The 14,226-nt window shown below is 63.3% G+C and carries 18 protein-coding genes; 10 read left to right on the top strand and 8 right to left on the bottom strand.

The window, feature by feature from the left end; genetic code table 11:
* Positions 1–17 precede the first annotated feature (17 nt).
* The 9 genes from ACNFIC_RS10040 to ACNFIC_RS10000 all read left to right on the top strand — a co-directional run bounded on the left by ACNFIC_RS10040 (position 18) and on the right by ACNFIC_RS10000 (position 6,579).
* On the top strand, positions 18–704 hold the full coding sequence (locus ACNFIC_RS10040; RefSeq protein WP_138220467.1) for a YggS family pyridoxal phosphate-dependent enzyme: 687 nt from the start codon (positions 18–20) through the stop codon (positions 702–704).
* Positions 705–742: 38 nt separating this feature from the next.
* Positions 743–1,561 (top strand): pyrroline-5-carboxylate reductase, encoded by an 819-nt coding sequence (gene proC / locus ACNFIC_RS10035; RefSeq protein ID WP_416780920.1) that lies wholly within the window; start codon positions 743–745, stop codon positions 1,559–1,561.
* Positions 1,562–1,572: 11 nt separating this feature from the next.
* A complete protein-coding gene (locus ACNFIC_RS10030; protein WP_138220469.1) occupies positions 1,573–2,163 on the top strand; it encodes a YggT family protein in 591 nt (196 codons plus the stop codon).
* Between the two features lie 87 nt (positions 2,164–2,250).
* Positions 2,251–3,390: a homoserine O-succinyltransferase MetX gene (metX, locus tag ACNFIC_RS10025; RefSeq protein WP_416780919.1), complete on the top strand. Its 1,140-nt coding sequence runs from the start codon at positions 2,251–2,253 to the stop codon at positions 3,388–3,390.
* 7 nt (positions 3,391–3,397) lie between these two features.
* Positions 3,398–4,018, top strand: coding sequence for a methionine biosynthesis protein MetW (gene metW, locus ACNFIC_RS10020; RefSeq protein ID WP_138220471.1), 621 nt, complete (start codon positions 3,398–3,400; stop codon positions 4,016–4,018).
* A gap of 25 nt (positions 4,019–4,043) precedes the next feature.
* Complete coding sequence (locus tag ACNFIC_RS10015) at positions 4,044–4,478, top strand: DUF4426 domain-containing protein (RefSeq protein WP_138220472.1); 435 nt, start codon at positions 4,044–4,046, stop codon at positions 4,476–4,478.
* Positions 4,475–5,071: an RdgB/HAM1 family non-canonical purine NTP pyrophosphatase gene (gene rdgB / locus ACNFIC_RS10010; protein ID WP_416780918.1), complete on the top strand. Its 597-nt coding sequence runs from the start codon at positions 4,475–4,477 to the stop codon at positions 5,069–5,071. Before ACNFIC_RS10015 ends, rdgB begins: the two co-directional genes overlap by 4 nt.
* Positions 5,068–6,243, top strand: coding sequence for a radical SAM family heme chaperone HemW (gene hemW, locus ACNFIC_RS10005; protein ID WP_416780917.1), 1,176 nt, complete (start codon positions 5,068–5,070; stop codon positions 6,241–6,243). Before rdgB ends, hemW begins: the two co-directional genes overlap by 4 nt.
* Positions 6,244–6,252: 9 nt before the next feature.
* The gene (locus tag ACNFIC_RS10000; protein ID WP_138220475.1) at positions 6,253–6,579 is read left to right on the top strand and encodes a DUF3392 family protein; all 327 of its coding nucleotides are present in this window, start codon (positions 6,253–6,255) and stop codon (positions 6,577–6,579) included.
* A gap of 255 nt (positions 6,580–6,834) precedes the next feature.
* Here the strand turns inward: ACNFIC_RS10000 and trmB are convergent, their stop codons facing one another.
* From trmB to ACNFIC_RS09980, 4 genes are all read right to left on the bottom strand, one after another.
* Positions 6,835–7,557 carry a tRNA (guanosine(46)-N7)-methyltransferase TrmB gene (gene trmB / locus ACNFIC_RS09995; RefSeq protein ID WP_138220476.1) on the bottom strand — a complete coding sequence of 241 codons (723 nt, stop codon included), beginning with the start codon at positions 7,555–7,557 and terminating at the stop codon, positions 6,835–6,837.
* Positions 7,558–7,566: 9 nt separating this feature from the next.
* Positions 7,567–8,379 carry a thiazole synthase gene (locus ACNFIC_RS09990; protein WP_138220477.1) on the bottom strand — a complete coding sequence of 271 codons (813 nt, stop codon included), beginning with the start codon at positions 8,377–8,379 and terminating at the stop codon, positions 7,567–7,569.
* Between the two features lie 53 nt (positions 8,380–8,432).
* Positions 8,433–8,633: a sulfur carrier protein ThiS gene (thiS, locus tag ACNFIC_RS09985; protein WP_138220478.1), complete on the bottom strand. Its 201-nt coding sequence runs from the start codon at positions 8,631–8,633 to the stop codon at positions 8,433–8,435.
* A 103-nt stretch (positions 8,634–8,736) separates the two neighbouring features.
* Entirely contained in the window at positions 8,737–9,108 is a 372-nt protein-coding gene (locus ACNFIC_RS09980; protein ID WP_138220479.1) for a DUF423 domain-containing protein, read from the bottom strand.
* 64 nt (positions 9,109–9,172) lie between these two features.
* On the opposite strand from ACNFIC_RS09980, the gene mtgA reads away from it, so the two are divergent.
* On the top strand, positions 9,173–9,883 hold the full coding sequence (mtgA, locus tag ACNFIC_RS09975) for a monofunctional biosynthetic peptidoglycan transglycosylase (RefSeq protein WP_138220480.1): 711 nt from the start codon (positions 9,173–9,175) through the stop codon (positions 9,881–9,883).
* 122 nt (positions 9,884–10,005) lie between these two features.
* On the opposite strand, the gene rpoH is transcribed toward mtgA, so the two are convergent.
* From rpoH to ftsY, 4 genes are all read right to left on the bottom strand, one after another.
* Positions 10,006–10,860, bottom strand: coding sequence for an RNA polymerase sigma factor RpoH (gene rpoH, locus ACNFIC_RS09970; RefSeq protein ID WP_138220481.1), 855 nt, complete (start codon positions 10,858–10,860; stop codon positions 10,006–10,008).
* Positions 10,861–10,968: 108 nt separating this feature from the next.
* Complete coding sequence (gene ftsX, locus ACNFIC_RS09965; RefSeq protein ID WP_138220482.1) at positions 10,969–11,997, bottom strand: permease-like cell division protein FtsX; 1,029 nt, start codon at positions 11,995–11,997, stop codon at positions 10,969–10,971.
* Entirely contained in the window at positions 11,994–12,665 is a 672-nt protein-coding gene (gene ftsE / locus ACNFIC_RS09960) for a cell division ATP-binding protein FtsE (RefSeq protein ID WP_011531723.1), read from the bottom strand. The genes ftsX and ftsE overlap by 4 nt, the downstream gene beginning before the upstream one ends.
* The gene (ftsY, locus tag ACNFIC_RS09955; RefSeq protein WP_416780916.1) at positions 12,662–14,122 is read right to left on the bottom strand and encodes a signal recognition particle-docking protein FtsY; all 1,461 of its coding nucleotides are present in this window, start codon (positions 14,120–14,122) and stop codon (positions 12,662–12,664) included. The genes ftsE and ftsY overlap by 4 nt, the downstream gene beginning before the upstream one ends.
* Positions 14,123–14,226 lie beyond the last annotated feature (104 nt).

The following is a 14,226-nucleotide window of genomic DNA, read 5'->3' as shown; positions in this document are numbered from 1 at the left end:
GCCGCCGGCGATGATCCATGTCCACCCTAGCAGACAACATTTGCGCCATTTCCGCCCGTATCCAAAGGGCAGCCGAGGTTGCCGGGCGCGACCCGGCCAGCATTCAGTTGCTGGCCGTGAGCAAGACCAAGCCCGCCAGCGCCATTCGCGAGGTCCATGCCGCTGGCGTGCGTGACTTCGGGGAAAATTACCTACAAGAAGCGCTGACAAAACAGCAGGCGCTGCGCGACCTACCCTTGATCTGGCACTTCATCGGCCCCATCCAGTCGAACAAGACCAAGGCCATCGCCGAGCATTTCGATTGGGTACATTCCGTGGACCGCCTGAAGATCGCCCAACGCCTCTCCGAGCAGCGCCCCGCCGGCCTGGCGCCTCTGAACATCTGCTTGCAGGTGAACGTCAGCGGCGAAGACAGCAAGTCCGGCTGCGCACCCGCCGACCTGCCTTCATTGGCGCAGGCCGTCAACGCCCTGCCGGGCCTGCGCCTGCGCGGGCTGATGGCCATCCCTGAACCGACCGAGGACCGCGCCGCACAGGAAGCGGCGTTCGCCACCCTGCGCCACCTGCAAGCACAACTCGACCTCGGCCTGGACACGCTGTCGATGGGCATGAGCCACGACCTGGAGGCCGCCATCGCCCAAGGTGCGACCTGGGTACGTATCGGCACCGCCTTGTTCGGGGCCCGCGATTACGGCCCACGCTGATCCATGCTTAACTCCACCTTTCCCCTCAAGGACCTGACATGAGCAAGACTCGTATTGCCTTTATCGGCGCCGGCAACATGGCCGCCAGCCTGATCGGCGGCCTGCGCGCCCAGGGCCTGGATGCCTCGCAGATCCGCGCCAGCGATCCAGGTGCCGAAACCCGCGCTCGCATTCAGGCCGAACACGGCATCGAAACCTTCGACAACAATGCACAGGCCATCGAGGGCGCCGACGTAATCGTGCTGGCGGTCAAGCCACAGGTAATGAAGGCGGTCTGCCAAGCGCTGCAGCCTAGCCTCAAGGTCAGCCAACTGGTGGTGTCCATCGCTGCCGGGATCACCTGCGCGAGCCTACAGGCCTGGCTGGGCGCAGTACCGGTGGTGCGCTGCATGCCCAATACCCCGGCGCTGCTGCGCCAAGGCGTGAGCGGGCTGTACGCCACCGGCGAAGTGTCTGCCCCGCAGCGCGAACAGGCCAGTGAGCTGCTCTCGGCCGTCGGCACGGCGCTGTGGCTGGATGCAGAACCACAACTGGACGCTGTCACCGCCGTCTCCGGCAGTGGCCCGGCTTACTTCTTCCTGCTCATCGAAGCCATGACCGCCGCTGGCGAAAAACTCGGTCTGCCGCGTGAAACCGCTTCGCAACTCACCCTGCAAACCGCCCTGGGCGCTGCCCGCATGGCCGTAGCCAGCGATGTCGACGCTGCGGAGCTGCGCCGCCGCGTCACCTCGCCGGCTGGCACCACGGAAGCGGCGATCACCTCGTTCCAGGCCAACGGCTTCGAGGCAATCGTCGAGCAGGCACTGCAAGCCGCTGCCCGCCGCTCGGCGGAGCTGGCCGAACAACTGGGCAAATAAGGAGCCGCTGAATGAATGCACTGTCTGGCGCCGCGATTTTCGTGGTGCAAACCCTGGTCAGTCTGTACCTGGTGATCGTCCTGTTGCGCTTCGTGCTGCAACTGGTCAAGGCCGACTTCTACAACCCGCTCAGCCAGTTCGCCGTGCGCGCCACCCAGCCGCTGCTCAAGCCGCTGCGGCGGGTCATTCCGAGCATCGCAGGGCTGGATACCTCCTCGCTGTTGCTGTCGATCATCATCCAGGCACTGCTGATGGCCTTCGTCCTGATGGTCACCTACGGCACCTTCGGCGATATCCTGCATTTGCTGATGTGGGCGATCCTGGGCATCACCTCGCTGTTCCTGAAGATCTTCTGGGTCGCGATGATCGTGATGGTGATCGTCTCGTGGGTCGCGCCCAATAGCCACAACCCCGCCGCCGAGCTGGCCTACCAGATCAGCGAACCGGTGCTGGCACCGTTCCGCCGCCTGGTGCCGAACTTGGGCGGCATGGATATTTCGCCGATCTTCGCCTTCATCGCCATCCAGGTGATCCAGTCGTTCCTGATGCCGCAACTGGCCGCCTACGCCGGCATGCCACAAGAGCTGTGGCGGATGATCTGACCCACCGCTTCCCTGCGGCAAGCCATTGCTTGCCGCAGGGGGTAGCGCTCTTTAGACTTACGCCTCCGTCAAGCGTGAGCAGGGTCGATGTCCACTGTCTTTCCCGAAGATTCCGTCGGTCTGGTAACCCCCCAGATCGCCCGGTTCGATGAACCGTTGGCCCTGGCCTGTGGCCGCTCGCTGGCCTCGTACGAACTCATCTACGAAACCTATGGCCAGCTGAACGCCAACGCCAGCAACGCCGTGCTGATCTGTCATGCGCTGTCCGGCCATCACCATGCCGCCGGCTACCATGCCGCCACCGACCGCAAGCCGGGCTGGTGGGACAGCTGCATCGGCCCGGGCAAGCCGATCGACACCAACCGCTTCTTCGTGGTCAGCCTGAACAACCTCGGCGGCTGCAACGGCAGTACCGGCCCGAGCAGCCTCAACCCGGCTACCGGCAAGCCCTACGGAGCCGATTTCCCGGTGCTCACGGTCGAAGACTGGGTCCATAGCCAGGCACGCCTGGCCGATCGCCTGGGCATCCACACCTGGGCCGCCATCGTTGGCGGAAGCCTCGGCGGCATGCAGGCATTGCAGTGGACCATCACCTACCCTGACCGGGTGCGCTACTGCGTGGACATCGCCTCGGCCCCCAAGCTGTCGGCACAGAACATCGCCTTCAACGAAGTGGCGCGCCAGGCCATCCTCACCGACCCCGAATTCCACGGCGGCTCGTTCCAGGATCAGGGCGTGATCCCCAAGCGCGGCCTGATGCTGGCACGGATGGTTGGCCACATCACCTACCTGTCGGATGACTCGATGGGTGAAAAATTCGGTCGCGAACTCAAGAGCGACAAGCTCAACTACGACTTCCACAGCGTCGAATTCCAGGTCGAGAGCTATCTGCGCTACCAGGGCGAGGAGTTTTCCGGCCGCTTCGATGCCAACACCTACCTGCTAATGACCAAGGCGCTGGACTACTTCGATCCGGCCGCCGCCCACGCCGGCGACCTGGCGGCGACCCTGGCCCACGTCAAGGCGGATTACTGCATCATGTCGTTCACCACCGACTGGCGCTTCTCGCCGGCCCGTTCGCGGGAGATCGTCGATGCGCTGATGGCGGCACGCAAGAATGTCTGCTACCTGGAAATCGACTCCCCTTACGGCCACGACGCCTTCCTCATCCCGACCCCGCGCTACATGCAGGGTTTCGCGAACTACATGAACCGCATCAGCGTCTGAGGACCCCATGAGAGCCGACCTGGAAATCATCCACGACTGGATCCCCGCCGGCAGCCGGGTACTCGACCTGGGCTGCGGTAACGGCGAATTGCTCGCCTCGCTGCGAGATCGCAAGAACGTCACCGGCTATGGCCTGGAGATCGACGCCGACAACATCGCAGAATGCGTGGCCAAGGGCGTCAACGTGATCGAGCAGGACCTCGACAAAGGCCTGGGCAACTTCGCCAGCAACAGCTTCGATGTGGTGGTGATGACGCAGGCCCTGCAAGCGGTGGAATACCCTGACCGCATTCTCGACGAAATGCTGCGCGTAGGCCGCCAGTGCATCATCACCTTCCCCAATTTCGGGCACTGGCGCTGCCGCTGGTACCTGGCGACCAAGGGGCGCATGCCGGTCTCCGACTTCATGCCGTACACTTGGTACAACACGCCGAACATCCACTTCTGCACCTTCGAAGACTTCGAGAACCTGTGCCACGCACGCAACGCCAAGGTCCTCGACCGCCTGGCTGTGGACCACTTGCACCGCAATGGATTGGGCGGCCGGCTTTGGCCTAATCTTCTAGGGGAAATCGGTATCTATCGGGTCAGCAGCCCGGGCCTGCAGGAGCACCAGCTCGCGGTCTGACCACCCGCAACGGAGGAAAGGCATCATGCGTCGTCTCGCCCTGTTTCTGATCAGCCTGTGCCTGGCCCTGCCGGTACTGGCCACCGACGCCGCAAGGCCCGAACGCAAGGCCGTGTTCGGCGATGTGACGGTCCACTACAGCGCCTTCACCTCAAGCATGCTCCAGCCGGATATCGCCGCCACCACGGGCCTGACCCGCAGCAAGAACCAGGGCGTCCTCAATATTGCCGTGCTCAAAGCCGGCAAGCCGGGCGTGGCGGTGGTCAGCGGCATCGTCAAGGACCTCACCGGGCGCAGCAGCCCGCTGTCGTTCAGGCAGATCACCGAGCAGGGCTCGGTGTACTACGTAGCCCAGTTCAAGATCGAACAGGCCCAGACGCTGATCTTCGACCTGAATGTCGAGACCGGCGGGGTCAGCCATAAACTCAGCTTCAACCAGGAAGTGTTCCCAGGCGAATGATGAACCTTACGCAACTCGTGCTGGCCAGCCATAACGCCGGCAAACTCAAGGAACTACAGGCCATGCTCGGCCAGTCCGTGCAACTGCGTTCGATCGGTGAATTCAGCCAGGTCGAGCCGGAAGAAACCGGCCTGTCGTTCGTCGAGAACGCCATCCTCAAGGCCCGCAATGCCGCGCGCATCTCCGGCCTGCCAGCGCTGGCCGACGATTCGGGACTGGCGGTAGACGCGCTGGGTGGCGCACCCGGCATCTACTCGGCGCGCTACGCTGACGGCAAGGGCGACGCGGCGAACAACGCCAAGCTGCTCGAGGCGCTCAAAGACGTACCGCCTGCACAGCGAGGTGCCCAGTTCGTGTGTGTCCTGGCACTGGTACGCCATGCCGACGATCCGCTGCCAATCCTCTGCGAAGGTCTGTGGCACGGCAGTATCCTGTTCGAGGCCAGCGGTGAGCACGGCTTCGGCTACGACCCGCTGTTCTGGGTCCCAGAGCGTAACTGCTCCAGCGCCGACCTGGCCCCGGCCGACAAGAACCAGCTCAGCCACCGCGCCCGCGCCATGGCCCTGCTGCGTCAACGCCTGGGCCTGGCATGACCGTAAAGCCCTCGCACACCACGGGCGTGATCTTGCCCGAGCTTCCACCGCTGTCGCTGTACATCCATATTCCCTGGTGCGTGCGCAAATGCCCGTATTGCGACTTCAACTCGCACCAGGCCGGGCCGAACCTGCCGGAAGACGAATACGTCGACGCTCTGCTCGCCGACCTGGACCAGGAGCTGCCTGCGGTCCAGGGGCGTGCGATCAGCACGATCTTCTTCGGCGGCGGCACCCCAAGCCTGTTCAGCGCCACAGCCCTTGGCCGCCTATTGCAGGGTGTCGAGCGGCGTATCCGATTCGCAACCGACATCGAGATCACCCTCGAAGCCAACCCTGGCACGTTCGAGCAGGAGAAATTCAAAGCCTACCGGCAGACCGGCATCAATCGCCTGTCCATTGGCGTGCAGAGTTTCCAACCCGCCAAGCTGCAAAAGCTCGGACGCATCCACAACGGCGACGAAGCGGTGCGCGCGGCAGGCATGGCCCGCGCAGCCGGTTTCGACAATTTCAACCTCGACCTGATGCACGGCCTGCCCGAGCAGTCGCTGGACGACGCCCTGGGCGACCTGCGTCAAGCCATCGACCTGGGGCCGACCCACTTGTCGTGGTACCAGCTGACCCTGGAGCCTAATACCGTGTTCTGGAGCCAGCCACCGGAACTGCCCGAGGATGACATCCTCTGGGACATCCAGGAGGCGGGCCAGGCGCTGATGGCCGCGCAAGGCTATCGCCAGTACGAGGTGTCGGCCTACGCCCAGTCCGGGCGCGCCGCACGCCACAACCTCAACTACTGGCGCTTCGGCGACTTCATCGGTATCGGCGCCGGGGCCCATGGCAAGCTGTCGTTCCCGGATGGGCGCATCCTGCGCACCTGGAAAACCCGCCTACCCAAGGATTACCTGAACCCGGCCAAACCGTTCAAAGCGGGCGAAAAGCTGCTGCCTACCGACGAATTGCCGTTCGAATTTCTGATGAACGTGCTGCGCCTGACCGACGGCGCAGAGGCCGAGCTGTTCACCCGACGCACCGGCCTGCCACTGGCGCAACTGGCCCAGGCACGCCGCGCTGCCGAACAAAAGGGCCTTTTGCAGGTCGAACCGGATCGTCTGGCGGCCACGCCTCGCGGCCAGCTCTTCCTCAACGATTTGCTGCAGTATTTCTTGAATTAAGGATGACCCATGGACCTGGTACTTGACCTGCTCTCGACCGTTTCCCGCTGGAGCCGCAGCAACCTGTCGGAAATCTCGCTGGCCCTGGTAGGCTGCCTGCTGGTGCTGTTCGGCACCGACATCAAAAGCTGGGTCGAAGCGCGCCTGGGCGGCTTGGCCGGGGCCTTGCGCGTACCGTTCATGGCCCTGCTGGTGATGATTGGCAGTGGTGCGGCACTGATCTATGCCACGCCCTGGGTGATACGTGGACTCAGCCAGTTCAATAACTATGCGTTGGCACCGGTGTTGTTGGTGGTGCTGGTATTGATTGGCGTAGTGGCAGATCGGCGCGGCTGAGCACTCGCCAAAAGCCGCCCCGGCGAACCAGGGCGGCCCTCACTTTATCGAGCCCTAGTGGGCGTCACAGTTGATGCGGGATATTTCACTTTGACGTAGCGGCAGGGCGGTTCTAGCATTCCAGTCGCGAAGGCTCTCCAGTAAAGCTGAAGACCGCAGGCCAAGGACTCGTAACCCGAAGCCTGCATAAAAAACCGCCCTTTCAGGCGGTTTTTTTCGCCCGCAGTTTCGCAGGCACGGCAAACGAGAGCGGTCTTAGTCCACCTTCTCGAACTTCAGGTCCCATACGCCATGCCCAAGGCGCTCGCCACGGCGTTCGAACTTAGTGATCGGGCGCTCTTGCGGACGTGGCACATAGGCGCCATCTGCCGCCTGATTGCGGTAGCCCGGGGCCACCTTCATCACTTCCAGCATGTGCTCGGCATACGGCTCCCAGTCGGTGGCCATGTGGAACACGCCGCCAACCTTGAGCTTGCTGCGCACCAGTTCGGCGAACGCCGGCTGGACGATACGGCGCTTATGGTGACGCGCCTTGTGCCAAGGATCAGGGAAGAACAGCATCAGCCGATCAAGGCTGTTGTCGGCCACGCAGCGGTTGAGCACTTCGATGGCGTCACAATCGTACACTCGCAGGTTCTGCAGCCCCTGGGTGAGCACGCCATTGAGCAGTGCGCCGACACCAGGGCGGTGCACTTCCACACCGATGAAGTCCAGCTCAGGCGAGGCCGCTGCCATTTCCAGCAGCGAGTGCCCCATGCCAAAGCCAATTTCAAGAGTGCGCGGCGCCGAACGACCGAACACCTGGTCGTAGTCGACTGGGCTGTCGGCCAGTGGCAGGATGAACAGCGGGCCGCCCTGCTCCAGGCCGCGCTGCTGGCCTTCGGTCATGCGCCCGGCACGCATGACGAAACTCTTGATACGGCGGTGCGGGCGCTCTTCGCCGTCGGCGGTGATCGGCGTTTCTTGCGATTCAGTCATCGGGGGCTCTTACTTGATCAGACCTTCCAGCGGCGAAGACGCGCTGGCATAGAGTTTCTTCGGCATACGCCCGGCGAGGTACGCCATGCGGCCGGCGAGAATCGCGTGCTTCATGGCCTCGGCCATCAGCACCGGTTGCTGTGCATGGGCGATCGCCGAGTTCATCAGCACCGCTTCGCAGCCCATCTCCATGGCGATGGTCGCATCGGAGGCGGTACCCACGCCGGCATCGACCAGCACCGGAACTTTCGATTCTTCAAGGATGATCTGCAGGTTATACGGGTTGCAGATCCCGAGGCCCGTGCCGATCAGGCCGGCCAACGGCATCACCGCGATACAGCCAGCTTCGGCCAGCTGACGTGCGATGATCGGATCGTCGCTGGTGTAGACCATCACGTCGAAGCCATCTTTGACCAGCACTTCGGCGGCCTTGAGGGTTTCGATCACGTTGGGGAACAGGGTTTTCTGGTCAGCCAGCACTTCCAGCTTCACCAGGGTGCGGGTTTCATGGGACTTGTGCCCATCGAGCAGCTCACGGGCCAGGCGACAGGTACGTACCGCCTCAACGGCATCGAAGCAACCTGCGGTGTTCGGCAGGATGGTGTACTTGTCGGGCGAGAGCACATCGAGCAGGTTCGGCTCGCCCGCATTCTGACCGAGGTTGGTACGGCGCACGGCGACGGTGACGATCTCGGCACCCGAAGCCTCGGTGGCCAGACGAGTTTCTTCCATGTCACGGTATTTACCGGTGCCCACCAGCAGACGCGACTGGAAAGTGCGCCCGGCCAGGACGAAAGGCTTGTCGCTGCGAACGTTGCTCATCGATGTTCCTCTGGAAAGGTTACGGGGCTTGCGGGGGACTTGCCGGGGCGCGCTCAACCGCCGCCAATGGCGTGGACCACTTCGACCTGGTCGCCTTCGCGCAACGGCGTGCTCTCGTGCTGGCTACGCGGCACGATGTCCAGATTCAGTTCCACCGCCACGCGGCGACCAGCCAGCTCAAGCCGGGCCAGCAAGGCCGCGACGCTTTCGCCCGCAGGCAGCTCGTAAGGTTCACCGTTCAGTTGAATGCGCATGCGCACGGCCACCATTGTTCTTTGGGGGCCCGCATTCTAGCCCCGATCCGCCTTGCAACCCAAGGGCGATCCACGCCATTAGTCGCGATTGTGGACCGCTAAGTCAGCCCAGCCGCCAGGCGGCCAGGCCCAAGCACAACCAGCCCGCGAGAAAACACAGGCCGCCCAGGGGCGTGATGATGCCCAGCTTGCTGATGCCAGTGAGCGTAAGCAGGTACAGGCTGCCCGAGAACAGCAGAATGCCCACGGCGAACAGCCCGCCGGCCCAACCGACCAGCCGACCGGGCAAATGCGCGGCGAGTACGGCCACCCCGAAGATGGCCAGGGCGTGCACCAGTTGGTAGGTGACGCCGGTATGGAAGATCGCCAGGTAGTCGGCCGTCAGACGGTTTTTCAAGCCATGGGCAGCGAACGCGCCCAGGGCCACACCGGTAAAGCCGAAGAACGCGGCAAGCATCAGGAAGCTACGAAGCATGGGACGACTCCTCGAGAGGGGTCTGTATAATGGCCCGTTCCATCCGTCGGGCCAAGCCATCACCATGCTGTCATCTATCCTGCGTCGCTTAACCCGCGCCCTGCTCTGGTTCGCTGCCGGCAGCATTGCCGTGGTCCTGGTGCTACGCTGGGTGCCGCCGCCGGGCACGGCCTTGATGGTCGAGCGCAAGGTTCAATCATGGGTCAGCGGCGAGCCAATCGACCTGCAACGCGACTGGACCCCGTGGGATGCTATCTCCGACGAATTGAAAGTGGCGGTGATCGCCGGCGAAGACCAGAAATTCGCCAGCCACTGGGGGTTCGATATTCCTGCGATCCAGGCGGCGCTGGCCTACAACGAGCGTGGCGGGAAGATTCGCGGCGCCAGCACGCTGACCCAACAAGTGGCCAAGAACCTGTTCCTGTGGTCGGGCCGCAGTTGGCTGCGCAAAGGACTGGAGGCTTGGTTTACGGCCTTGCTGGAACTGCTCTGGTCCAAAGAGCGGATACTTGAGGTCTACCTCAATAGCGCCGAATGGGGCAAAGGTGTGTTCGGCGCCCAAGCAGCGGCACGTTATCACTTTGGTGTGGATGCCAGCCGCCTGACACGCCAGCAGGCCGCCCAACTGGCGGCGGTGCTGCCCAGCCCGATCAAGTGGAGCGCAAGCCGGCCTAGTGCGTACGTGGCCAGCCGCGCAGGCTGGATCCGGCGGCAGATGAGCCAGTTGGGTGGGCCGAGCTACCTGATGCAATTGGACACCTCGCGCAGGCCCTAGGCTGGGCTGCATAACACCGCTGAACCGGTGCGAGCCGGCCAACGCCTTAGCCCTCCAGCAACACAAAAGCCGCCGTCTCTTGCGAGAACAGCGGCTTTTTTGTTCCAGCCAGGCGGGGTCGATCAGATCGTGATCAGCGCCTTGACCTTGTTCATCGCGTTTTTCTCAAGCTGGCGAATACGCTCGGCAGAAACGCTGTATTTCTCGGCCAACTCGTGCAACGTCGCCTTCTCTTCAGCCAACCAGCGCTGGTAAAGAATGTCGCGGCTGCGCTCATCCAGACCTTGCAGGGCTTCATGCAGGTTGCTGGTGGAGTTGTCGCTCCAATCAGCATCTTCCAACTGCAGTGCCGGGTCGTAACGGTGGTCCTCCAGGTAGTGCGCAGGAGACTGGAAGGCACTGTCGTCGTCCGCTTCGGCGGCCGGGTCAAAGGCCATGTCCTGGCCACTCAGGCGGCTTTCCATCTCACGCACTTCGCGGGGCTCCACGCCCAGGCTTTCCGCCACACGATGCACTTCGTCGTTGTTCAGCCAAGCCAGACGCTTCTTCTGGCTGCGCAGGTTGAAGAACAGCTTGCGCTGGGCCTTGGTGGTCGCCACCTTGACGATGCGCCAGTTGCGCAGAATAAATTCGTGGATCTCGGCCTTGATCCAGTGCACCGCGAAGGACACCAGACGCACACCCATTTCCGGGTTGAAACGCTTGACCGCCTTCATCAGGCCAACGTTGCCTTCCTGGATCAGGTCGGCCTGAGCCAGCCCGTAACCCGCATAGCTACGGGCGATGTGTACGACAAAACGCAGGTGAGCCATCACCATTTGCCGAGCGGCTTCAAGGTCCTGCTCGTAATAGAGACGCTCGGCCAGATCACGCTCCTGCTCGGGCGACAGCAACGGAATGCTGTTGACCGTGTGCACATAGGCTTCCAGGTTTGCACCGGGAACCAGGGCATAGGCAGGCTGCAACGATGTGGTCATTCAAGTACCTCCGGCTTACAGACTCGTGCCTTGTGGGCACTGCCAACATAGACCCGGAACCGTGAATTAAGTTCCTGCATGAAAAAAGTCAATGCTGGCAAAAAAACATTATCGCGGGGCCAGCTCGTTCAGGTGGCGAGCCACTGCGATCCATGCACCGATATACCCCAACAACACCGCCCCGATCAAGAGCGACAGACCATCGGAGCCCGGCACCCCGCCCAAGGCGAAGTCGCTGCCATACAGCCCCGAAAGCCCGATTACCGCGTCGTTGAGCCAGTTCAGGCCGAACGCGAGAATGCCCCATGCCAAAATGCCAGCCCCCAGACCATACAGGGCGCCCATGTAAAGGAATGGCCTGCGCACATAGCTGTCGGTGCCGCCCACCAGCTTGATCACTTCGATCTCGACGCGGCGGTTCTCGATGTGCAGGCGAATGGTGTTACCAATGACCAACAGCAATGCCGAAATCAGCATCACCGCCAGACCGAACACAAAGCGGTCACCCAGCTTGAGGATCGCCGCCAGACGCTCGACCCACAGCAAGTCGAGCTGCGCCGCATCGACCTTTGGCAACTCCGCCAGGCGCTGACGCAAGGCTTCCAGGGCAGGTTTGTCGACCTCGGTCGGCGTCACCACCACCACGCCAGGCAGCGGATTGTCCGGCAGCTCGCGCAACGCCTCACCCAGGCCAGATTGCTGCTGGAATGCTTCGAGTGCCTGCTCGCGGCTGATGTACTGAGCGTCGGCCACCCCCGGCATGCCCTTGATCTCGTCGCGCAGGGCCTGGCCATCGCGGCCACTGGCGTCGAGTTTGAGGTACAGCGAGATCTGCGCGGCGCGCTGCCAGGAGCCGCCGAGCTTCTCGACATTCTTGAGCAGCAGCGACAGGCCCATGGGCATGCTCAGCGCCACTGCCATGACCAGACAGGTGAAGAAACTGCCGATCGGTTGCTTGCCCAGGCGCCGCAAGCTGTCGGCCAGGCTGGCGCGATGGCTTTCCAGCCAGGCGTGCAGCAGGGTACGAAAATCCGGGCCATCGTCGTCGTGATCGCCGCGTTTTTTCTTTGCTGGCGCAGCTTCGGCGGCCTTGGGCGCTACGCGCTCGGAAACCTTGGGTGTACGTGTGGTGCTCATTGCCCGGCCTCCCCATCGCCGATCAAGCGGCCGCGTTGCAGCGTCAGCATGCGGTGGCGCATGCGCGCGATCAGCGCCAGGTCATGACTGGCGATCAATACGGTGGTACCCAGCCGGTTGATGTCCTCGAACACACCCATGATCTCGGCAGCCAGACGCGGGTCGAGGTTACCGGTGGGTTCATCGGCCAACAGCAAGGCCGGCTGGTGCACGATGGCACGGGCGATGCCCACGCGCTGTTGCTGGCCCGTGGACAGGTCGGCCGGGAACAGCTCGCCCTTGTCGCTCAGCGATACACGCTCGAGCGCCGAGTCCACGCGCTTGGCGATTTCGGCCTTGGACAGGCCGAGAATCTGCAACGGCAAGGCAATATTGTTGAACACCGTGCGGTCGAACAGTAACTGGTGGTTCTGGAACACCACGCCGATCTGCCGCCGCAGGAACGGGATCTGCGCGTTGCTGATCTGACCCAGGTCCTGGCCTGCCAGCAGCAACTTGCCGCTGGTCGGGCGTTCCATGGCCAGCAGCAGGCGCAACAGGGTGCTCTTGCCGGCACCCGAGTGACCGGTGACGAACAGGAACTCGCCACGGCGCGCTCGGAAACTCAGCTCGTGCAGGCCGACGTGCCCGTTGGGGTAACGCTTGGCGACCTGTTCGAATCGGATCATGCAGGCTCCCGCTCGGCGAACAACGCCTTGACGAAGGGTTCGGCCTCGAAGGTGCGCAGGTCATCGATACCCTCGCCGACACCAATGAAGCGGATCGGGATATTGAACTGCTTGGCCAGGGCGAAGATCACCCCGCCCTTGGCCGTACCATCGAGCTTGGTCAAGGCAAGGCCGGTCAACTCCACGCTCTGGTTGAAATACTTGGCCTGGCTGATGGCGTTCTGGCCGGTACCGGCATCAAGCACCAGCAGTACTTCGTGGGGTGCGTCGGCATCGAGCTTGCCGATCACTCGGCGGACCTTTTTCAGCTCTTCCATCAGGTTGTCCTTGGTGTGCAGGCGACCGGCGGTATCGGCGATCAGCACATCGATGTTGCGGGCCTTGGCGGCCTGCACGGCATCGAAGATCACCGAGGCCGAATCGGCGCCAGTGTGCTGGGCGATCACCGGGATCTGGTTGCGCTCGCCCCACACCTGCAACTGCTCCACCGCCGCCGCGCGGAAGGTGTCACCTGCGGCCAGCATGACCTTCTTGCCTTCAAGCTGAAGCTTTTTGGCCATCTTGCCGATGGTGGTGGTCTTGCCGGCGCCATTCACGCCCACCACCAGAATCACGTAGGGCTTGCTCTGCGCCTGGATCTTCAACGGCTGCTCCACCGGGCGCAGCAGCGCGGCCAACTCATCCTGCAACGACTGGTACAGCGCACCGGCATCGGCCAGCTGCTTGCGGGCGACCTTCTGCGTGAGGTTCTGGACGATGGCTGAGGTGGCCTCGACGCCCACGTCGGCGGTCAGCAGACGGGTCTCGATTTCATCCAGCAGGTCGTCGTCGATGGTCTTCTTGCCCAGGAACAGGCTGGCCATGCCTTCGCCGATACTGGCGCTGGTCTTCGACAGCCCCTGCTTGAGGCGCGCGAAGAAGCCCGGCTTGGCCGGCTCTACCGCGCTCGCCACAGGCACTGGCGCGACCTGCGCGGGCGCTGCGACGGGCGGTTCCTGAGCCGGCTTTGGCTCGGCCACTGGCGCGACCACCGGTTCAGGGACAGGTGCGAGCACGGCCTCAGGGGCCGAGCGCTCGGGAATCACTGGCGGGGCCTTGGGCTCCAGGTCCGGCACCAAGGCGACCGGTTCCTCGGCCACTGGCAGAACCAGATTGCTCACCGGTACGGCCGGAACCTCGGCAATCGGCGCTACCACCGGTTCAGGCGCAGGTTCAGTTGCCGGCATTGCTGGCGCTACCGGCTCGGGCGACACCTGGACCGGCGCCTCGAGCGGCGCTTGGGCCGAAGCGGGCGGCTCGACGGGAGCCTGCGGCGCAGCCTGTTCTAGGGCCTGGGCTTCAGGGGGTTGCGGCTGTTCGGCGACAGGTTGCTCCGGTTTCTTGCGAAACCAGCTGAACAGGCCTTTCTTTTCACCGGCCGGGGCCGGCGCTTTCTTGTCGTCGTTGGAACCAAACATGGAAGACGGCTATCTCAGGGTGGCGATGAGCCATTAGCGGCGCATCGGGAATTCTCACTTACGCAGAACAGACTACTGTGTAACCGGCTGGTTCATGCGCAACG

The sequence above is a fragment of the Pseudomonas sp. NY15463 genome, from assembly GCF_048068415.1.
GTDB classification, from domain to species: Bacteria; Pseudomonadota; Gammaproteobacteria; order Pseudomonadales; family Pseudomonadaceae; genus Aquipseudomonas; species Aquipseudomonas mosselii_C.
Note: the sequence above shows the minus strand (reverse complement) of the source record. Positions and strands in the feature narration are given on the sequence as shown.

Excerpts from the sequence above, each read along its gene's own strand:
- ACNFIC_RS10040 (WP_138220467.1), top strand. The coding sequence starts at position 18 with ATGTCCACCCTAGCAGACAACATTTGCGCCATTTCCGCCCGTATCCAA.
- proC (WP_416780920.1), top strand. The coding sequence starts at position 743 with ATGAGCAAGACTCGTATTGCCTTTATCGGCGCCGGCAACATGGCCGCC.
- ACNFIC_RS10030 (WP_138220469.1), top strand. The coding sequence starts at position 1,573 with ATGAATGCACTGTCTGGCGCCGCGATTTTCGTGGTGCAAACCCTGGTC.
- metX (WP_416780919.1), top strand. The coding sequence starts at position 2,251 with ATGTCCACTGTCTTTCCCGAAGATTCCGTCGGTCTGGTAACCCCCCAG.
- metW (WP_138220471.1), top strand. The coding sequence starts at position 3,398 with ATGAGAGCCGACCTGGAAATCATCCACGACTGGATCCCCGCCGGCAGC.
- ACNFIC_RS10015 (WP_138220472.1), top strand. The coding sequence starts at position 4,044 with ATGCGTCGTCTCGCCCTGTTTCTGATCAGCCTGTGCCTGGCCCTGCCG.
- rdgB (WP_416780918.1), top strand. The coding sequence starts at position 4,475 with ATGATGAACCTTACGCAACTCGTGCTGGCCAGCCATAACGCCGGCAAA.
- hemW (WP_416780917.1), top strand. The coding sequence starts at position 5,068 with ATGACCGTAAAGCCCTCGCACACCACGGGCGTGATCTTGCCCGAGCTT.
- ACNFIC_RS10000 (WP_138220475.1), top strand. The coding sequence starts at position 6,253 with ATGGACCTGGTACTTGACCTGCTCTCGACCGTTTCCCGCTGGAGCCGC.
- trmB (WP_138220476.1), bottom strand. The coding sequence starts at position 7,557 with ATGACTGAATCGCAAGAAACGCCGATCACCGCCGACGGCGAAGAGCGC.
- ACNFIC_RS09990 (WP_138220477.1), bottom strand. The coding sequence starts at position 8,379 with ATGAGCAACGTTCGCAGCGACAAGCCTTTCGTCCTGGCCGGGCGCACT.
- thiS (WP_138220478.1), bottom strand. The coding sequence starts at position 8,633 with ATGCGCATTCAACTGAACGGTGAACCTTACGAGCTGCCTGCGGGCGAA.
- ACNFIC_RS09980 (WP_138220479.1), bottom strand. The coding sequence starts at position 9,108 with ATGCTTCGTAGCTTCCTGATGCTTGCCGCGTTCTTCGGCTTTACCGGT.
- mtgA (WP_138220480.1), top strand. The coding sequence starts at position 9,173 with ATGCTGTCATCTATCCTGCGTCGCTTAACCCGCGCCCTGCTCTGGTTC.
- rpoH (WP_138220481.1), bottom strand. The coding sequence starts at position 10,860 with ATGACCACATCGTTGCAGCCTGCCTATGCCCTGGTTCCCGGTGCAAAC.
- ftsX (WP_138220482.1), bottom strand. The coding sequence starts at position 11,997 with ATGAGCACCACACGTACACCCAAGGTTTCCGAGCGCGTAGCGCCCAAG.
- ftsE (WP_011531723.1), bottom strand. The coding sequence starts at position 12,665 with ATGATCCGATTCGAACAGGTCGCCAAGCGTTACCCCAACGGGCACGTC.
- ftsY (WP_416780916.1), bottom strand. The coding sequence starts at position 14,122 with ATGTTTGGTTCCAACGACGACAAGAAAGCGCCGGCCCCGGCCGGTGAA.